Source organism: Rhodococcus sp. NPDC003322 (assembly GCF_053589555.1).
This window is the reverse complement of the sequence record NZ_JBSFSC010000002.1, coordinates 694106-709980: the sequence shown is the minus strand read 5'-3', so window position 1 is coordinate 709980 and position 15875 is coordinate 694106. Positions and strand designations below refer to the sequence as shown.

The 15875-nt window shown below is 70.0% G+C and carries 15 protein-coding genes; 13 read left to right on the top strand and 2 right to left on the bottom strand.

Translation table 11 applies throughout. The features are described 5' to 3' along the window. Positions 1 to 13 precede the first annotated feature (13 nt). From ACWDUM_RS09605 to ACWDUM_RS09570, 8 genes are all read left to right on the top strand, one after another. Positions 14 to 613, top strand: coding sequence for a redoxin domain-containing protein (locus ACWDUM_RS09605; RefSeq protein WP_450133795.1), 600 nt, complete (start codon positions 14 to 16; stop codon positions 611 to 613). Positions 614 to 645: 32 nt separating this feature from the next. After that, positions 646 to 1329 (top strand): methylamine dehydrogenase light chain, encoded by a 684-nt coding sequence (locus ACWDUM_RS09600; protein ID WP_450133794.1) that lies wholly within the window; start codon positions 646 to 648, stop codon positions 1327 to 1329. Then, positions 1326 to 2636: a hypothetical protein gene (locus ACWDUM_RS09595; RefSeq protein WP_450133793.1), complete on the top strand. Its 1311-nt coding sequence runs from the start codon at positions 1326 to 1328 to the stop codon at positions 2634 to 2636. Before ACWDUM_RS09600 ends, ACWDUM_RS09595 begins: the two co-directional genes overlap by 4 nt. After that, the gene (locus ACWDUM_RS09590) at positions 2633 to 4213 is read left to right on the top strand and encodes a multicopper oxidase family protein (protein WP_450133792.1); all 1581 of its coding nucleotides are present in this window, start codon (positions 2633 to 2635) and stop codon (positions 4211 to 4213) included. The genes ACWDUM_RS09595 and ACWDUM_RS09590 overlap by 4 nt, the downstream gene beginning before the upstream one ends. Before the next feature lie 29 nt (positions 4214 to 4242). After that, complete coding sequence (locus ACWDUM_RS09585) at positions 4243 to 4566, top strand: plastocyanin/azurin family copper-binding protein (protein ID WP_450134192.1); 324 nt, start codon at positions 4243 to 4245, stop codon at positions 4564 to 4566. Between the two features lie 50 nt (positions 4567 to 4616). Continuing rightward, positions 4617 to 4916 (top strand): cupredoxin domain-containing protein, encoded by a 300-nt coding sequence (locus tag ACWDUM_RS09580; RefSeq protein WP_450133791.1) that lies wholly within the window; start codon positions 4617 to 4619, stop codon positions 4914 to 4916. Between the two features lie 53 nt (positions 4917 to 4969). After that, positions 4970 to 5806, top strand: coding sequence for a methylamine utilization protein (locus ACWDUM_RS09575; protein WP_450133790.1), 837 nt, complete (start codon positions 4970 to 4972; stop codon positions 5804 to 5806). 121 nt (positions 5807 to 5927) lie between these two features. Further along, a complete protein-coding gene (locus tag ACWDUM_RS09570) occupies positions 5928 to 7142 on the top strand; it encodes an NADH:flavin oxidoreductase (RefSeq protein ID WP_450133789.1) in 1215 nt (404 codons plus the stop codon). Here ACWDUM_RS09570 and ACWDUM_RS09565 read toward each other — a convergent pair. Then, complete coding sequence (locus ACWDUM_RS09565; protein ID WP_450133788.1) at positions 7139 to 7816, bottom strand: SDR family oxidoreductase; 678 nt, start codon at positions 7814 to 7816, stop codon at positions 7139 to 7141. The genes ACWDUM_RS09570 and ACWDUM_RS09565 overlap by 4 nt on opposite strands. Positions 7817 to 7935: 119 nt before the next feature. On the opposite strand from ACWDUM_RS09565, the gene ACWDUM_RS09560 reads away from it, so the two are divergent. The 5 genes from ACWDUM_RS09560 to ACWDUM_RS09540 all read left to right on the top strand — a co-directional run bounded on the left by ACWDUM_RS09560 (position 7936) and on the right by ACWDUM_RS09540 (position 13772). Then, positions 7936 to 9558, top strand: a complete 1623-nt coding sequence (locus tag ACWDUM_RS09560; RefSeq protein ID WP_450133787.1) for a GMC family oxidoreductase — start codon at positions 7936 to 7938, stop codon at positions 9556 to 9558. Further along, positions 9555 to 11069: an aldehyde dehydrogenase family protein gene (locus tag ACWDUM_RS09555; RefSeq protein ID WP_450133786.1), complete on the top strand. Its 1515-nt coding sequence runs from the start codon at positions 9555 to 9557 to the stop codon at positions 11067 to 11069. The genes ACWDUM_RS09560 and ACWDUM_RS09555 overlap by 4 nt, the downstream gene beginning before the upstream one ends. A gap of 173 nt (positions 11070 to 11242) precedes the next feature. After that, entirely contained in the window at positions 11243 to 11533 is a 291-nt protein-coding gene (locus ACWDUM_RS09550; RefSeq protein ID WP_450114923.1) for a hypothetical protein, read from the top strand. Between the two features lie 59 nt (positions 11534 to 11592). Then, positions 11593 to 12930: a glucosylglycerate hydrolase gene (gene ggh, locus ACWDUM_RS09545; RefSeq protein WP_450133785.1), complete on the top strand. Its 1338-nt coding sequence runs from the start codon at positions 11593 to 11595 to the stop codon at positions 12928 to 12930. A gap of 101 nt (positions 12931 to 13031) precedes the next feature. After that, the gene (locus tag ACWDUM_RS09540) at positions 13032 to 13772 is read left to right on the top strand and encodes a glycoside hydrolase family 25 protein (RefSeq protein ID WP_450114925.1); all 741 of its coding nucleotides are present in this window, start codon (positions 13032 to 13034) and stop codon (positions 13770 to 13772) included. 57 nt (positions 13773 to 13829) lie between these two features. Here ACWDUM_RS09540 and ACWDUM_RS09535 read toward each other — a convergent pair whose 3' ends face one another. After that, positions 13830 to 15728 (bottom strand): alkyl/aryl-sulfatase, encoded by a 1899-nt coding sequence (locus tag ACWDUM_RS09535; RefSeq protein ID WP_450133784.1) that lies wholly within the window; start codon positions 15726 to 15728, stop codon positions 13830 to 13832. Between the last annotated feature and the right edge of the window lie 147 nt (positions 15729 to 15875).

Below are 15875 nucleotides of genomic sequence, written 5' to 3'. Positions count from 1 at the left end.
GGGACGAGTTCAAATGACAACATTTCTGGTGGCGGCCGTCGTGGTGTTGACGGTCGCGGTGGCCCTGCTGTTCCTGATGACGCTGGCGCTGGCCAGGGAGATCGGCCGTGTTCAGGTGCGGCTCGGCCCGCTCGGTGCCCGGATGATGGACACCGGACCGAAGGTCGCGCAGGCCGGACCGTCGTTCGCGGGACTCGAGGACCACGTCGGCCGGTCGGTGCGCGTCGGCGGGCACCGGGACAAGCCGCAGCTGCTGATGTTCACCGCCCCCGGCTGCAGCACCTGCAAGAGCCTGCTGCCCGGACTGCGGGCGATGGCGCGCGCCGAGTCGGACCTCGACGTCGTGATCATCTCCGACGGCACACCTGAGGAGCACCGGGAGTTCCTGGCGGGCAGCAATATCGGCGCCGAGCTGAGCTACGTCGACGCCCGCGACGTGGGCATCGCCTACCAGGTCGGCACCACGCCCTACGGGGTGATCCTCGACGAGCACGGCAAGATCCGCGGCAAGGGCCTGTGCAACCACATGGCACAGGTCGAGAGCCTGCTCAACGCACTCGAATCCGGTACCCCCTCGCTCCAGCACCTGCACGCGCAGGCGAAGTCGGCCTGAGCGGATTTTCCCTAGAGAAGGAGACGCACGCCATGGAAGACCACGACATGACCGAGAACAGGTATCCGGTCGACGAGGACACCGTCCGTGAACAGGCCGCCTGGATGGCGGGTGAGGGAGGTTCGTTCGCCGGGCGCACGGGACGCAAGCTGTCCGAGCGGGTTTCGCGCCGATCCATGCTCAGTCGCGTCGGTCGCTGGACGATGGGTGTGTCCGGTGTCGCGCTGATCGGCTCGCTGCCCGTCACCCGCACCGCAATGGCCCAGGAGCCCGCCGCCCCGGCACCCGCTGCACCGGAACCCTTGCTGCCGGTGTACGACGGCAAGGATCCCGCCGAATGCGAGTACTGGCGCTGGTGCAACATGGACGGCACCTCGTGTGCCGCCTGCAACGGCGGTGGTGTCACCACCTGCGCTCCCGGCAGCAAGCCGGGCGCCGAGTTCTGGGTCGGCTGCTGCACCAACCCCGACACCGGGAAGACCTACCTGATCGCCTACTACGACTGCTGCGGCGCACCGTCGTGCTCCAATGCCTTCTGCGGTGAACCCGACATGCAGGCCGTGATGTACAACCCGGTCTCGGGCAGCTACGACCAGGAGATCATCTGGTGCGTCTCCGACGAATCCCAGTCGTACACCTGCACGATGGCGCCCATCATCGGCGAGGACTGCCAGACCCGTCCCGCCGCTCGTCCGAAGGTCGGTGCCGGCGCATGACCACCATCCGACGGCGCACCCGCTCCGCGGCACTGGTCGCGGTCCCGCTCGCCGCGACCCTGGCGATCGCCGGGTGCAGCTCGCCCGACGACGACGCATCCTCCGGCGAGGTCACCTATCCCAGCGTGCCGTTCACCGCGCCCGGCGAGGGCGTCTCGCTGGGTCACGAAGACCAGGAGATCGGCGACGCCATTCCCGAACCGCTGCACGTCGGGGTGATCGAGCCGATCAGGTCGACCGAGTTGCTCGCCGTGGCAGGAGGTTTCGGCAAGCTCGAACTCGGCGTCAACGCCATCGACCCGGTCACCGGTGTCGCGGGCAGCCGTTTCGTGGTGGGGCCGGGCATCTGGGACCCTGTCATTCACGGCTTCGTCGGTGAGACGCCGGACGACCCGGCCGTTCTCGCGGCCGAGGTGTGGCGCCCGCGCGGTTCCCGCGGCGCGGCGGACTTCACCGTGAGCACCTACTCCGGCAATCTCCTCGAACCGTCCGAGGCGCTGCTCCCCGACTACGCCCGCGTCCACTCCCGTCCCGGGTCGAGCGCAGTGACCTCCGACGGAAAGTACTTCGTGACATGGGACGACGGGCTCTACGGAGTCCGCGTCGTCGACCTCGCCGCGAAGAAGGAGAGCGGCGCCCTCCAGCTCATCGGCTGCGGGCCGTTCACCTGGTTGGTCGGGCACGAGCTCTACAGCGTGTGCGAGGAGACCCGGGAGCTGGTCCAGATCTCGATCGACGACTCCGGTGTCCCGTCGGAGTCCAGGCGGGCGAAGGTGCTGCCCGAGGACTTCGTCAGCACCCGCAAGGTCACCTGGGCCGCCGACGCGAAGAAGGCCCTGCTCGTCGGCGAGAACGGTGACGTCTACGTCTTCGACTTCTCGGGCGGGCTGCCCACCGCGGCCGTCGCACCGATCGGCAACGCCGGCCGGGAAGGAGGCCGGTTCTCGGAGAACGTCATCGACAACACCGGCAGCCGCCTCGCGATCGAGTACACCGACTCTGCGATCCACCCGGACTCCGCCCGCGGCGGGGACGTGGTGAAGATAGAACTGCACGACGCCGGGACCTTCGCGCCGGTCAAGACGCTCGACCTGGCGTACCTCGGCCTCACCGGGATCGACAGCACGGCCTTCTCGGTCGACGGTCGCACGCTCTTCGTCCTCGGGGACGGGCCCGAGGTGGACGGAAAGGCGAAGAAGACGATCGTCGGTGTCGCCTCGGCCACCGGCGAGAAGACCAGCTCAGCGGAGGTCACCGGCACGGTCGACGATGTCGGGACGCTCCTGACACCCCAGGTTCTGCAATGACGCCGCGTGGTCCCGTCCTCGATCGCCGTGGGTTCCTCCGGCTCGGCTCCCTCGGGGTCGGGGCGGTGAGCCTCGGCGCGCTGGGGATCGGCACCACGGCCTGCGGCTTCGTCGAGGCGGCAGATTCGAGCACGCCGCCCGACTACATCGCCCCGACCGACCCGGAGGTCGCGGCGGCGGAACAGGCCCGCGGATGGAGCGGCCGGGAGATGCCCGTGGCGTTGACCGCCACGGTCGCCACCGTCGATCTCGGTGGCCGCCTGGTCGACACCTGGTCGTACGGCGGCCGGGCGGTCGCCCCCGAGCTGCGGGCGAGCGTGCGCGACCGGATGCGGGTGTCGGTGCGCAACGAGTTGTCCGCGGACACCACGTTGCACTGGCACGGCATCCGGATTCGCAACGACATGGACGGTGCGGCACCCGCGACGCAGGCGCCGATCGGCCCCGGGACGGGCTTCGAGTACGAGTTCGTGGTCCCCGACCCCGGAACGCACTGGTACCACTCGCACAGCGGATTGCAGGCCGATCGGGGGTTGTTCGGCGCACTCGTGGTCGAGGACCCGAACGACAACTCCGGCGCCGACGTCGACGCGGTGCTGGTGCTCGACGACTGGGTCGACGGGCTCGGCACCACCCCCGAGGCGGTGCTGATGGCACTGAACCCGGACATCGCCGGCGGGCACGCCGGGCACGGCGGGGGCGGGGCGCCGATGGTGCACAGCGCGGACTCGATCGGCGTCGCACAAGGCCTGGTGTCGGGCGGTCACGGCTCGTCCGAGGCGCTGGGCGGCATGACCCAGCACATCGGCTATCCGCTGCACCTGATCAACGGCCGTCCGCCGAACGATCCCGAGGTGGTGACGGCGGCACCGGGCAGCCGGGTTCGGCTGCGGATCGTCAACGCGGCCGCGGAGACGCCGTACCGCTTCGCGGTCGCGGGGCACGAACTGACGGTGATCGCGGCCGACGGTTTCGACGTCACCCCCACCACCACCGACACCCTCGTCATCGGGATGGCGCAACGCTACGACGTGCTCGTCACGCTGAAGTCCGGGGCGTGGCCGGTGGTCGCCAAGGTCGAGGGCCGAGACGGCTACGCATCCACGGTGCTGCGGTCGACGGATGCTGCGGCGCTGCCCAATCCGGACGTCGGTGGGGTCCTACCGGAATTGGGTGGGCGCCTGCTCGCGGAGAGTGCCATGCGACCTGCAGAGAGCGTCCGGCTGGACACCCGCACCCCCGACCGGGACCACCGGGTCGAGCTGATCCAGGCCGGCGACCGGTACGTGTGGGGTCTGGCCGGTCCGGATGCGGGGAAACTGGTTATGCGGCAGGGGGAACGGGTCCGCATCACGATGGTGAACAGAACCACGATGTGGCACCCCATGCACACGCACGGGCACACCTTCGCTGTCCCCGACTACGGCGGGTTGCGCCGCGACACCGTCAACGTGCTGCCCGGCACCGAACTTGCCGTCGAGTTCGACGCCGACAACCCAGGCGAGTGGATGTTCCACTGCCACAACGCCTATCACTTCGAGGCCGGGATGACCGCGAACCTGCGGTACATCCGATGAGAGGACCAACCGTGAAGAGACTGCTCCCCATGACCGCGGCGCTGGCCGTCGTGGCAAGCCTGACCGCCTGTGGGTCGGCGGACGCGTCGGACGAGCCCGCGGTGGTGATCGAGGTGAAGAACATGGCGTACACGCCGGCCTCGGTGACCATCGAGAAGGGGCAGACGGTCCAATGGCGGTTCGACGACAACGGGCTGCCGCACGACGTCGCCGGGAACGGGCCGTTGGAGGGCGTGCTGCAGAGCGACCTGCTCACCGAGGGCACCTACGAGTACACCTTCGACGACCCCGGCACCTTCACCTACCACTGCACGCCGCACCCGATGATGGTCGGCACGGTGATCGTCCAGTAGTGCGCCGCAGTCGAATCGGGAGGAGGTGGCTGCTTCCGGGTGCCGCAGCCGTGGCACTGGCCACCGGGTGCTCGGGAGAGGTGCACCCGGATGCGGTGATCGATATCCGCAACGTGCAGTTCAATCCGGTGGACGTGACGGTCCCCGTCGGCGGCACCGTCGAGTGGCGGTTCGACGACGGTGGCGTCCTGCACCATGTGGCGTCGGAACACCGGGTGGACGTCGAGGGCGAATTGGACAGCGGGATCACTGGCGTCGGGACGTACTCGTACACCTTCGAGCGGGCGGGCACGTACGTCTACACGTGCTCGGTGCATCGGTACATGACCGGCACCGTCACGGTCGAATGAAACATGCGGAGTCGACCAGGTTCCGTGTACAGCAACGACTTTGGAGGTAATCGATGACAACAGTCCTGAATCACGGGCCGATCGAAACCGATAATCCGGACATCCGCCCCGCCCTCGGGGAGGCGGTGGGAACGTCCGCTCGCGTCGGTCTGATCGCCGCCGCCGCCGCGGTCGGTGCCGGTGTCGCCACCGTCGCGACCCCGTCGGCGCCGACCGCACTGACCGCGGTGGTGGTCGGGGCCGGAGCGGTGACCTCGTTGGCGGCCAACTGGTCGACCTGCGGCATGTCCGTCGCCGGGGTGGTCGCCGCTCCGAAGCAGCCCGGCCGCAAGGGATCGTCCACACCTGTTCGCCGGTTGGCCTGGCACGCACTGGGTTCGGTGACCACCGGTGCCGTCACGGGTGCCGTGCTCGGCGCCCTCGGCTCGCTGGTCTCGGACCACCTGTCGGCGACGTGGATGCTGTTCGGCTGGGCGCTGTTCGCGCTGGCGTACGGCCTGCACGAACTCGGGGTGCTCACGATGCCTGCACCGATGCGGCGACAGCAGTTGCCCCGGCACCTGCGGCGCACGATGGAGCCGTGGAAGGTGTCGTTGTTGTTCGGCGCGATCATCGGCCCCGGATTCCTGATCTTCATCCGGTCCAGCGCCTACTACCTGCTCGTCCTCGGACTTCTCGCGGTCGGGTCGCCCGCTCTCGGTGCCGCGCTGTTCACGCTGGTCTCGCTCGGACGGTGCATGCCGAGCCTTGCCGCGATCGTCCACACCCGGCGAGGCGGCTCGATGCCCGGGTTCCTGTCGGTGATGTGCGTCGTCGATCGTCGCGTGCAGTCGGTGACCGGCGCGTCGCTCGTCGCCCTCGCGGCATTCGCCGCACTCGCCCTCGTCTGACCCCTACCCGCGGTTCCCTAATGTCACATTTGGTGTCCTCAAGTGAGTCGATGTGACATTAGGGAACCACCAGGGGTGAGGATCCCACTGATCGGGCAATTACGGTTCCGCTGGTACCGAAATGGTTCTAGGCTCTGTTCCACCCGCAACCGGAGGACATGACGTGACCCATCCCGACGTGCTGGCTCCCGCCAAGCTCGGCCCGATCACCCTGCGCAACCGCATCATCAAGTCGGCGACGTTCGAGGGCAAGACGCCCGACGCGCTGGTCACCGACGAGCTGATCGAATTCCACCGCCGCCCGGCGGCCGGTGGCGTCGGCATGTCCACCGTCGCGTACTGCGCGGTCGCCCCCGAGGGGCGCACCGAACGCGGCCAGCTGTGGATGCGCCCGGAGGTCGTTCCCGGTCTGCGCCGGCTCACCGACGCCATCCACGCCGAGGGGGCCGCGGCGTCCGCGCAGATCGGCCACGCCGGCCCGGTCGCCAACGCCAAGTCCAACGGGCTCACCGCTCTCGCGCCGACGAAGTCGTTCAGCCCGCTGAGCATGAAGGTCACCCAGGCCGCCACCCTCGACGACATCAAGCGGATCACCGCAGCGCACGCCGACGCCGCCCGGTTCGCGATCGAGGGCGGCTTCGACGCCGTCGAGATCCACTTCGGCCACAACTATTTCGCCAGCTCGTTCCTGTCCCGGCTGATCAACCACCGCAAGGACGCCTATGGCGGGTCGCTGGAGAATCGCGCCCGGATCGTGCGGGAGACGGCGCTCGCCGTCCGTGACGCGGTCGGCGACCGCATCGCGGTCCTGGCGAAGCTGAACATCGACGACGGCGTCCCCGGCGGGTTCTGGGTGGACGAGGCCATCCAGGTCGCGCAGTGGCTCGAGGCGGACGGCGGGCTCGACGCCCTCGAGCTGACGATGGGCAGCTCGCTGCTCAACCCGATGTACCTCTTCCGCGGCGACGCCCCCGTGCACGAGTTCGCCAAGGCCATGGACCAGCCGCTGCGGCTCGGCGTGCAGCTGGTCGGCAAGAAGTTCATCAAGGCCTACCCCTACGAGCCGCTGTTCATGCTCGAGTCCGCTCGGCAGATCCGTGCCGCGGTGAAGATGCCGCTGGTGCTGCTCGGCGGCGTCACCGACAAGGCGGGCATGGACACCGCGATGGCGGAGGGCTTCGAGTTCGTCGCGATGGCCCGCGCCCTGCTCCGGGAACCGGACCTGATCAACCGGATCGTCGCCGACGAGCGCACCAAGTCGCTGTGCATCCACTGCAACAAGTGCATGCCGACGATCTTCTCCGGCGCCCGCTGCGTGCTGGTGGAGCGGAGCTAGCGGGCGACCGGCCGCAGCACGATCTCGGTCGGGTGGGCGTCCCGGGGCGTCTCGACGGCATTCCGGACCGCCCGCGCGACCGACTCCGGCGTGAGGAACCGCGTGGGGTCGTACTCCCCGCCCTCGGTGGCGACGATGGCACGTTGCATGTCGGTGTCGACGCGGCCGGGGTGGATCGAGGTGACGCGCAGCGCAGGCTCCTCCGCCCGCAGCGCGTCCCCGAACGCGCGGAGCGCGAACTTGCTCGCCGCGTATGCGCCCCAGCCCGGGTTGGCGCGCAGCCCGGCACCGGAGTTGATCAGCACCACGTGCCCGTTCGCGGCCCGGAGTGCGGGCAACAGCAGCCGGGTCAGTTCGACCACGGCGACCACGTTCGCCTCGTACATGTCCCGCCACACCGCGGCCGGGGTGTCGGCGACGGTGCCGATCTCGGCGATCCCCGCGTTGTGCACGAGCACGTCGAGCCGGTCGACATCATCGACGGCGGCGGCGACGGCGGCGTGGTCGGTCAGGTCCACCGGCCAGCCGCGGGCACCGTCGAGCTCGGCGAGGATCGCGGTCAGCGAACCCGGCTCCCTGCCGCCGAGCAGCAGGTCGTGGGTCGGGGCGAGGTCGCGGGCGATGGCGGCGCCGAGGCCGCGGCCGGCCCCGGTGATCAGTGCTGTCGGGCGCATCCCCGAAGGATATGCCGCCGCGCCGGAGACCGAACCGTGTGCAGACGCCGCGGTGTTCCTAGACTGGGACACGGGTGTGGTGACGATCACACCCGCCTTCCCCGGGTCGAGGAGTCGCCGTGGTGGAAAAGGACGAGTACGACTACGTCGTCGTCGGAGCGGGCAGTGCAGGCTGCGTCCTGGCCGCTCGCCTGACCGAGGACCCCGACGTCTCGGTGCTGCTGCTCGAGGCCGGCGGCGAGGACGACGCCGACGAGATCAGGATTCCGGCCGCGTTCGCGTCCCTCTTCAAGACCAAGTGGGACTGGAACTATCAGACGGTCCCGCAGAAGCAACTCGACAGCAGGTCCGCGTACTGGCCGCGGATGAAGGCGCTCGGCGGCTGCTCGTCGATGAACGCGATGATCTACATCCGCGGCAACCGCGCCGACTACGACGACTGGCGCGACGTGCACGGTGCCGTCGGCTGGGGCTACGACGACGTTCTCCCGTATTTCACACGTGCGGAACATAATTCGCGTCTGACCGGACCGTTCCACGGGCGGTCCGGGCCGCTGCGGGTCGAGGACCGGCGGTTCACTCACGAGCTGACGGACGGGTGGATCGCCGCGGCGGTGGACGCGGGTCTCGCGCCCACCGACGACTTCAACGGTGCCGCGCAGGAGGGCGCCGGTCGGTACCAGGTCACCTGCCACCACGGTCGGCGCTGGTCCACCGCCGACGCGTACCTGCGTCCGGCACTCGGCCGGCCGAATCTCACCGTGCTGACCGACGCGTTCGCGACCGCCGTCGATCTGCGCGGCACCCGCGCGGTCGGCGTCCGCTACCTGCGGGACGGTGCCGAGCACGTTGCCCGGGCGGCCGGTGAGGTGGTGCTCTGCGGCGGCGCGATCAACAGCCCGCAGCTGCTGATGCTCTCGGGCCTCGGCCCGGCCGCCCACCTCCGCGAGCACGGCATCGACGTGGTCGCGGACCTACCGGGCGTCGGGGAGAATCTGCACGACCATCCGGTGTTGCCGGTGCTGTGGCACACCACCGGAACCACCGACCTCAAGGACATCACCGCCCCGCCCGCCCGGTTCGCGCAGTGGAAGGTGGCGGGGCGCGGTCCGCTGACGTCCAACGTCGGCGAGGGCGGCGCGTTCTTCTCCAGCCGAGACGGGCTGCGCGCACCCGACCTCCAGGTCCACGTGGCGCCGGGCGGCTTCGTCGACAACGCGCTGCGGGAGATGCCCAGCGGGCTGTTCACGGTCGCGGTGACGCTCGTGAGCGTCGCGAGCCGGGGACGGTTGCGTCTGCGCTCGGCCGATCCGCGCTGGCACCCCGAGATCGACCCGCGGTACTTCGACGACCCGGCCGACCTGGACGCGATGCTGGCCGGGGTGCGCCGCATCGTCGACATCGCCCGGCAACCGGCCATCGCGCGGTTCCTGGACCGGCCCTTCCTGCCGTCCCGCCTCGACGGCGCCTCCGACGGCGATCTCGCCGATCACGCGCGGGCCTGGACCCAGACGCTCTACCACCCCGTCGGCACCTGCGCGATGGGCGACGGGGAGGGCGCTGTCGTCGACTCCGAGCTGCGGGTGCGCGGCGTCGAGGGACTGCGCGTGGTGGACGCGTCCGTGATGCCGACCGTCACCCGAGGAAACACCAACGCCCCGACCGTCATGATCGCCGAGAAGGCGGCGGATCTCCTGCGCGGCAGGGCCGCGCTGCCGAATGCACCGAAGGACACACCATGAGCACACTCGGGACCGGGGACCGGACCGACATCGGGACCGGCTCCGCACCACAGACATTCGACTCCCTCGATCCCCGAACGGGTGAGGTCGTCGGCACCCACCCGATCACGGGTCCGGACGAGGTGCGGGCCGCGGTCGAGCGGGCGCGTGGGGCCGCCCAGTGGTGGTCGGCGCTGACCTTCGCCGAGCGCCGCACCCATCTGATGGCGTGGGCCGGCGTCATCACCCGGCGGATGGGACAGCTGGCCGACGTCGTGTACGCCGAGACCGGCAAGCCCGACTCCGACGCCCGGCTGGAGATCGTCCTCGCGCTCGGGCACCTGTCGTGGGCGGCGAAGCATGCACCGAAGGTGCTGGGCCGCAAGCGTGTTCGATCCGGACTCGACATGATCGACCAGACCGCGACGGTCGAGTACCTGCCGCGAGGCGTGGTCGGTGTGATCGGGCCGTGGAACTACCCGGTGTTCACCCCGATGGGGTCGATCGCGTACGCGCTGGCGGCGGGCAACGCCGTGGTGTTCAAGCCGAGCGAGTTCACCCCCGGTGTCGGCGCCTGGCTGGTCGACGCGTTCACGCAGGCGGTGCCGGACGCGCCGGTGCTGCAACTGGTCACCGGGCTCGGGCCCACCGGGGAGGCACTGTGCCGCGCGGGCGTCGACAAGCTGGCGTTCACCGGCTCACCGGCGACCGGACGCAAGGTGATGGCGGCCTGCGCGGACACCCTGACCCCGGTCGTCATCGAGGCGGGCGGCAAGGATGCGCTGCTGGTGGACGAGGACGCGGACCTCGATGCGGCCGCGGACGCCGCGGTGTGGGCGGGCATGGCCAACGCCGGGCAGTCCTGCATCGGCACCGAGCGGGTGTACGTGCACGAGCGGGTGTACGAGCCGTTCCTCGCCAGGCTGACCGCGCTCGCAGGCGAACTGCGCGCCGGCACCGACCCCGCCGCCCCGATCGGCCCGATGACGATGCCGTCGCAACTCGAGGTGGTGCGCAGGCACGTGCGCGACGCCCTCGCTCGCGGCGGGCGGGCCGTCGTCGGCGGAGCGGACGCCGTCGGGGACCGGCTGGTCCAGCCGACCGTCCTGGTGGATGTCCCGGAGGACTCGGTCGCGGTCACCGAGGAGACGTTCGGGCCGACGCTCACGGTGGCGAGGGTCCGGGACATGGACGAGGCCGTCGCGCGGACCAACGCCTCCCGCTACGGACTCGGGTCCGCGGTGTTCAGCAAGGCCCGCGGTGTCGAGCTGGCCCGGCGTATCCGCTCGGGCATGACGTCGGTGAACGCGGTGTTCGCGTTCGCGGCCGTCCCGGCGCTCCCGTTCGGTGGGGTCGGTGACTCCGGCTTCGGGCGGATCCACGGCCCGGACGGCCTCAGGGAGTTCGCGTACGCGAAGGCGGTGACCCGTCGTCGCCTTCCCACGCTGATGCCGACGCTGACCTTCGCCCGGACCCCGCGGACCGAGAAGATTCTCGCGACCCTCACCACGTTGAGGTACGGGCGTGGGTAGGGCGCGTCGAGGCGGCGACCAGGGGGAACGCGCGCCGCCGTCGCGTCGATCCGGCGTGGAGGGTACAGGGTCAGCTACATTCTGGTTACGAGACTGGTGCCGCACCGGCGCCATGGTCCGCTGCGTTCCACAAGTTCCTGCGGGCCTCGGCGAGCAGGAAGGAAGTCGCGAACATGGGATCTGGCAAGGAGACGAAGGGGTCCGGCGCAGCGCCGGGCGGAAAGTCCGGGGACAAGCCGTTCGCCGTGGGCGACGCGGTCGTGACCAGTGCAGATCCCGTCTCGGGCGAGGGTGCACCGACCCAGGAATCCGGCGTGATCGTCGACGACTTCGCGGGCAGCCTCGCCGAGGATCCCGCCGACTACGGCCGCGACTGGGCACTCGCGAAGCGGTGGGCGATCAAGCTGGACGACGGGCGGCTGGTGTTCCGCAGCTCCGACGAGGTCGCGCGCCCCAAGGGCTGAGCTCGGCGATCGACAGGCCCGGCGGGCGAAACGATCAGCCGGGCCGCACACTTGTGGGCATGTCGGACCCCGGATTCACCCCCACCCAGCTCGCGGCGCGCGCCGCCTACCTGCTGCGGGGTAACGACCTGGGCACGATGACGAGCGCCGCCCCTCGCCTCTACCCGCACATGTGGAGCTGGGACGCCGCGTTCGTCGCGGTCGGGCTGGCCCCGCTCAGCGTCGAACGCGCGGTCGTCGAACTCGACACGCTGCTGTCCGCGCAGTGGAGCAACGGGATGATCCCGCACATCGTGTTCGCGGGCGGGGTCGACGGCTACTTCCCCGGCCCGGACCGGTGGGCCTGCTCCGCCCTCGCCGCCGCGGCCCCGGGTTCCCCGCAGACGTCGGGCATCACCCAGCCGCCGGTGCACGCGATCGCGGTGCAGCGCATCCTCGACCACTCCCGCCGGCACGGCCGCACCACCCGGGCGGTGGCCGAGGAGTTCCTCGACCGGCGCTGGCCCGATCTGATGCGCTGGCACCGCTGGCTGGCACACGCCCGGGACCCGAAGGAGACGGGCCGGGTGACGCTCTATCACGGGTGGGAGTCCGGGATGGACAACTCGCCTCGCTGGGATGTGCCGTACGCCAACGTGATTCCCGGAGTCGTGCCGGCCTACCGGCGCGCGGACAACGTCGTCGTCGCCGACCCGACGCAGCGGCCGACGAACGCCGAGTACGACCGCTACCTGTGGCTGCTCGAGGAGATGAAGCGGGTTCGCTACGACGATGCGGATCTGGTGTCCGCCATGAGCTTTGCCGTCGAGGACGTCTTCGTCAGCGCGATCTTCTCCCTGGCCTGCGACGTGCTCGCCACGATCGGCGAGGAGTACTCGGCGCCGCACGCCGACGTGAGGGACCTGCACCACTGGGCGGAGCGGTTCCGGTCCGGTGTCGTCGCGACGACCGACCCGCGCTCCGGGGCGGCACGCGATTTCGACCTGCGGTCCGGCCGCTGGATCGGCACCGACACCCTCGCCATGTTCGCGCCGCTGCTGTGCGGTGGACTGCCCCGCGACATCGAGCGGACGCTGCTGCGGACCTTCGAGGGGCCACGGTTCTGCGGGCACCCCGACCTGCGGTATGCGGTGCCGCCGTCGACGTCGCCGGTGTCCGGCGACTTCCGCTCCCGCGAGTACTGGCGCGGCCCGGTGTGGCCGGTGATGACGTGGCTGTTCTCCTGGGTGTTCGCCCGCCGCGGCTGGGCCGAGCGGTCCCGGCACCTGCGCGCCGAGGGCCTGCGCCAGGCCGGCGACGGCAGCTTCGCCGAGTATTACGAGCCGTTCACCGGCGAACCTCTCGGCAGCATGCAGCAGTCCTGGACGGCGGCGGCGGTGCTGGACTGGCTGGGCTGAGCCGACCGGCCCGGCGGCTCGGGTGACGGGCATTCGAACAGGCGATAACGATCGTCCCGGAAGCGCTGCACCGGTGTTCGGTGTCGGTTTAGTCTCGGGCGATGACGTCGCTGCGCAATGGCCGTATCCGAAATGTCATCCGCTTCGCCTCGCTGTTGCTGGCCGGGGCGCTGGCGCTGGGAGCACCCGCCCTCGCGGCGGCCGGTCCCGTCAAGGGCCCGGACGTCGCCTCCTGGCAGCACCCCGGCGGCTCCGGCATCGACTGGTTCGCCGTCCGTGCATCCGGGCACGATTTCGCGATGGTCAAGGCCACCGAGAGCCTGAGCTACGTGAACCCCTATTTCGTGCAGGACGGCATCGGCATGCGCGCCGCGGGCATCGCCCGCGGCGCGTACCACTACGCCGACCCGTCCCAGTCTCCGGAGGCGCAGGCCGCGTTCTTCGCCTCGACGGCGGCGCCGATCGTGTCCGGCGGCCTTCCGCCGGTGCTCGACCTGGAGGCCACCGGGGGTCTGCCGCCCGCCGCCCTCGCCGACTGGACGCGGCGCTATCTGAACTCGGTGCAGGCGCTGACCCACAAGCAGCCGATCATCTACACGTATCCGAACTTCTGGCGCACCGCGATGGCGAACACCACCGAGTTCTCGAACTACCCGCTGTGGATCGCCGACTACAACGGCAAGAGCCAGCCGGGTCCGCTGCCCGGTGGATGGACCCGCTGGACGTTCTGGCAGTACACGAGCACCGCGCGGATTCCCGGCGTCAACGCCGACATCGATCTGAACATCTACGGCGGCGGGCTCGGCGACCTCGGCGGCTTCTCGAACCCGTTCGGGTCGTAGGCGCCTCCGGCGCCCGGAGTCCTTCCGGCCCGCCGGCGGACCAGAAGGACTCACCGGTCACGGGGTGACGATCGGGAAGGCCGGATCGAACTCGTCGAGCACGGAGGCCAGCGTCGCCAGGGCCTGCGCGTCGCCGTCGAGGGTGATCGCGCCGGACTCGGCGAGCTTGCCCGCATTTCCGGGCTGGAGCAGCACCCCGGTCAGTGCGGCCTTCGGTCCCGACACCGTCAACTGGGTGTCGGGTGAGGCACCGCAGCGGGCACCCAGGGTGCCGCGCCGGATCCACATGGTCCAGGTCTCGTCGCGGTCGGTGAAGACGAAGTCGATCCGGAGGTCCACGTCGGTCGCCTTCGGGCCGTCGACGTGCACGGCCACGAAGTCGAACAGGATGTCGACCGGCATGCCCAGGATGGTGTCCGGGCTGGCGGTGGTGAACGGCATCGGCTTGACGCCCTCACGCAATTCCAGTGCGGCACTGAGGAAGATCCCGCGCCACTGCGGGCCCTCCGCCTGGTAGCCCATCTGCTCGTAGGCATCCGCCTGCAACTCACGCGCGGCCGTGTTGTCCGGCTGCGCGAAGACCAGCTTGTGCAGAATCTCGACGGCCCACCGGTAGTCGGCGTCCTCGATCGCGCGCCTGCCCTCGGCGAGAATGTTGTCGGCGCCCGCGAACTCGACGAACCGCTTCGCGGACTCGGCAGGCGGATGCGGGTGCAGCGACACCGGATCCCCGTCCCACATCCCCAGTTCCTTGGTGTAGACCGCACGCACGTCGTGGTGCAGCGTGCCGTGGTACCCGCGATTGGCCCAGTTGCGGGCGAGTTCCTCGGGCAGCTCGACGACCTCGGCGGCCTCCAGCGGCGTGTACCCCTTGTTCGCCAGCCGCAGCGCCTGGTCGTGGATGTACTTGTAGGTGTCGCGCTGCGATTCGATGAACGCGGTGACGTTCTCGTTGCCCCACACCGGCCAGGTGTGCGGGCCGTAGTGCACCTCGGCGGCGTCGCCCCACCGTTCCAGGGTCTCGTCGAGGTAGCGCGCGAAGTTGCGGGCGTCGCGGGTGCGGGCGCCGCGCAGCGTCTGGATGTTGTGCAGCGAGTGGTTGGCGTTCTCCGCGCACGTCAACGCGGCCAGCTGCGGGATCCAGATGTGCATCTCCTCCGGCGCCTCGGTGTCGGGGGCGTAGAGGAACTCGAACTCCAGGCCCGCGATCTCGCGCCGGGTGCCGGTCTCGGTGATCAGGTCGGTGGGCGAAATGTACGACACCTCGGGGCCTTTGGTGCTCGCGATGCCGATGCCGCAGGTGACGAAGCCCCGCGGACCGGACTCGAGGAGACCGCCGAACGCGTACGCGGCGCGGCGGGCCATCGCGTTGCCTGCCACCACGTTCTCCCCGATCGCGTACTTGTCGAACTGGTGGCCCGGCGCGATGATCGGCACCTTGCCCGACGCGACGTCCTCCGCGTCGACGACACCCTTGACGCCGCCGTAGTGGTCGATGTGGGTGTGGGTGTAGATCACCGCGACGACCGGTTTGTCGCTCACGTGCTCGCGGATCAGCGTCATGCCCTGGCGAGCGGACTCGACGCCAGCCATGCAGTCGACGACGATCAGTCCGTCCTCGCCCTCGACCACGGTCAGGTTCGCGATGTCGTTGTTGCGGACCTGGTACAGGCCCTTGGCGACCTCGAACAGCCCGCCGGGGCGGATCATCTGCGACTGTCGCCACAGGCTCGGCTCGACCGAGTCGGGTGCAGGCTCGTCGTCACCGATGTAGCCGAAGTCGTCGGGATCGAAGATCACCGAACCGCCTGCGCCCGTGACATTTCCGGGAAGATCGGCGATCAGACCGCGGCGTGAATCGACGAAGTCCTGCCGATTCGCCATGTCGTACTTCTCCGTCGCGGCACGATTGGCCGCCACGGTCGCGGCACTCGGATCCTTCGGGGTCTGGCACATTGCGCCCTCCTGGCAGGTCTCGGGTGTGACACCAGCTTCACGAGCGGATTCCGGATGCGCCTCACCCCGACCGGGTGAATCGCGCCGACCGATCACGCGGAGCGTCCGGCAGCGCTATAACGGACGGGTTGGAGCGGTACGAATTCG

Excerpts from the sequence above, each read along its gene's own strand:
- ACWDUM_RS09570 (WP_450133789.1), top strand. The coding sequence starts at position 5,928 with ATGGTTCTAGGCTCTGTTCCACCCGCAACCGGAGGACATGACGTGACC.
- ACWDUM_RS09565 (WP_450133788.1), bottom strand. The coding sequence starts at position 7,816 with ATGCGCCCGACAGCACTGATCACCGGGGCCGGCCGCGGCCTCGGCGCC.
- ACWDUM_RS09600 (WP_450133794.1), top strand. The coding sequence starts at position 646 with ATGGAAGACCACGACATGACCGAGAACAGGTATCCGGTCGACGAGGAC.
- ACWDUM_RS09540 (WP_450114925.1), top strand. The coding sequence starts at position 13,032 with ATGACGTCGCTGCGCAATGGCCGTATCCGAAATGTCATCCGCTTCGCC.
- ACWDUM_RS09555 (WP_450133786.1), top strand. The coding sequence starts at position 9,555 with ATGAGCACACTCGGGACCGGGGACCGGACCGACATCGGGACCGGCTCC.
- ACWDUM_RS09575 (WP_450133790.1), top strand. The coding sequence starts at position 4,970 with ATGACAACAGTCCTGAATCACGGGCCGATCGAAACCGATAATCCGGAC.
- ggh (WP_450133785.1), top strand. The coding sequence starts at position 11,593 with ATGTCGGACCCCGGATTCACCCCCACCCAGCTCGCGGCGCGCGCCGCC.
- ACWDUM_RS09585 (WP_450134192.1), top strand. The coding sequence starts at position 4,243 with ATGACCGCGGCGCTGGCCGTCGTGGCAAGCCTGACCGCCTGTGGGTCG.
- ACWDUM_RS09605 (WP_450133795.1), top strand. The coding sequence starts at position 14 with ATGACAACATTTCTGGTGGCGGCCGTCGTGGTGTTGACGGTCGCGGTG.
- ACWDUM_RS09550 (WP_450114923.1), top strand. The coding sequence starts at position 11,243 with ATGGGATCTGGCAAGGAGACGAAGGGGTCCGGCGCAGCGCCGGGCGGA.
- ACWDUM_RS09535 (WP_450133784.1), bottom strand. The coding sequence starts at position 15,728 with ATGTGCCAGACCCCGAAGGATCCGAGTGCCGCGACCGTGGCGGCCAAT.
- ACWDUM_RS09595 (WP_450133793.1), top strand. The coding sequence starts at position 1,326 with ATGACCACCATCCGACGGCGCACCCGCTCCGCGGCACTGGTCGCGGTC.
- ACWDUM_RS09590 (WP_450133792.1), top strand. The coding sequence starts at position 2,633 with ATGACGCCGCGTGGTCCCGTCCTCGATCGCCGTGGGTTCCTCCGGCTC.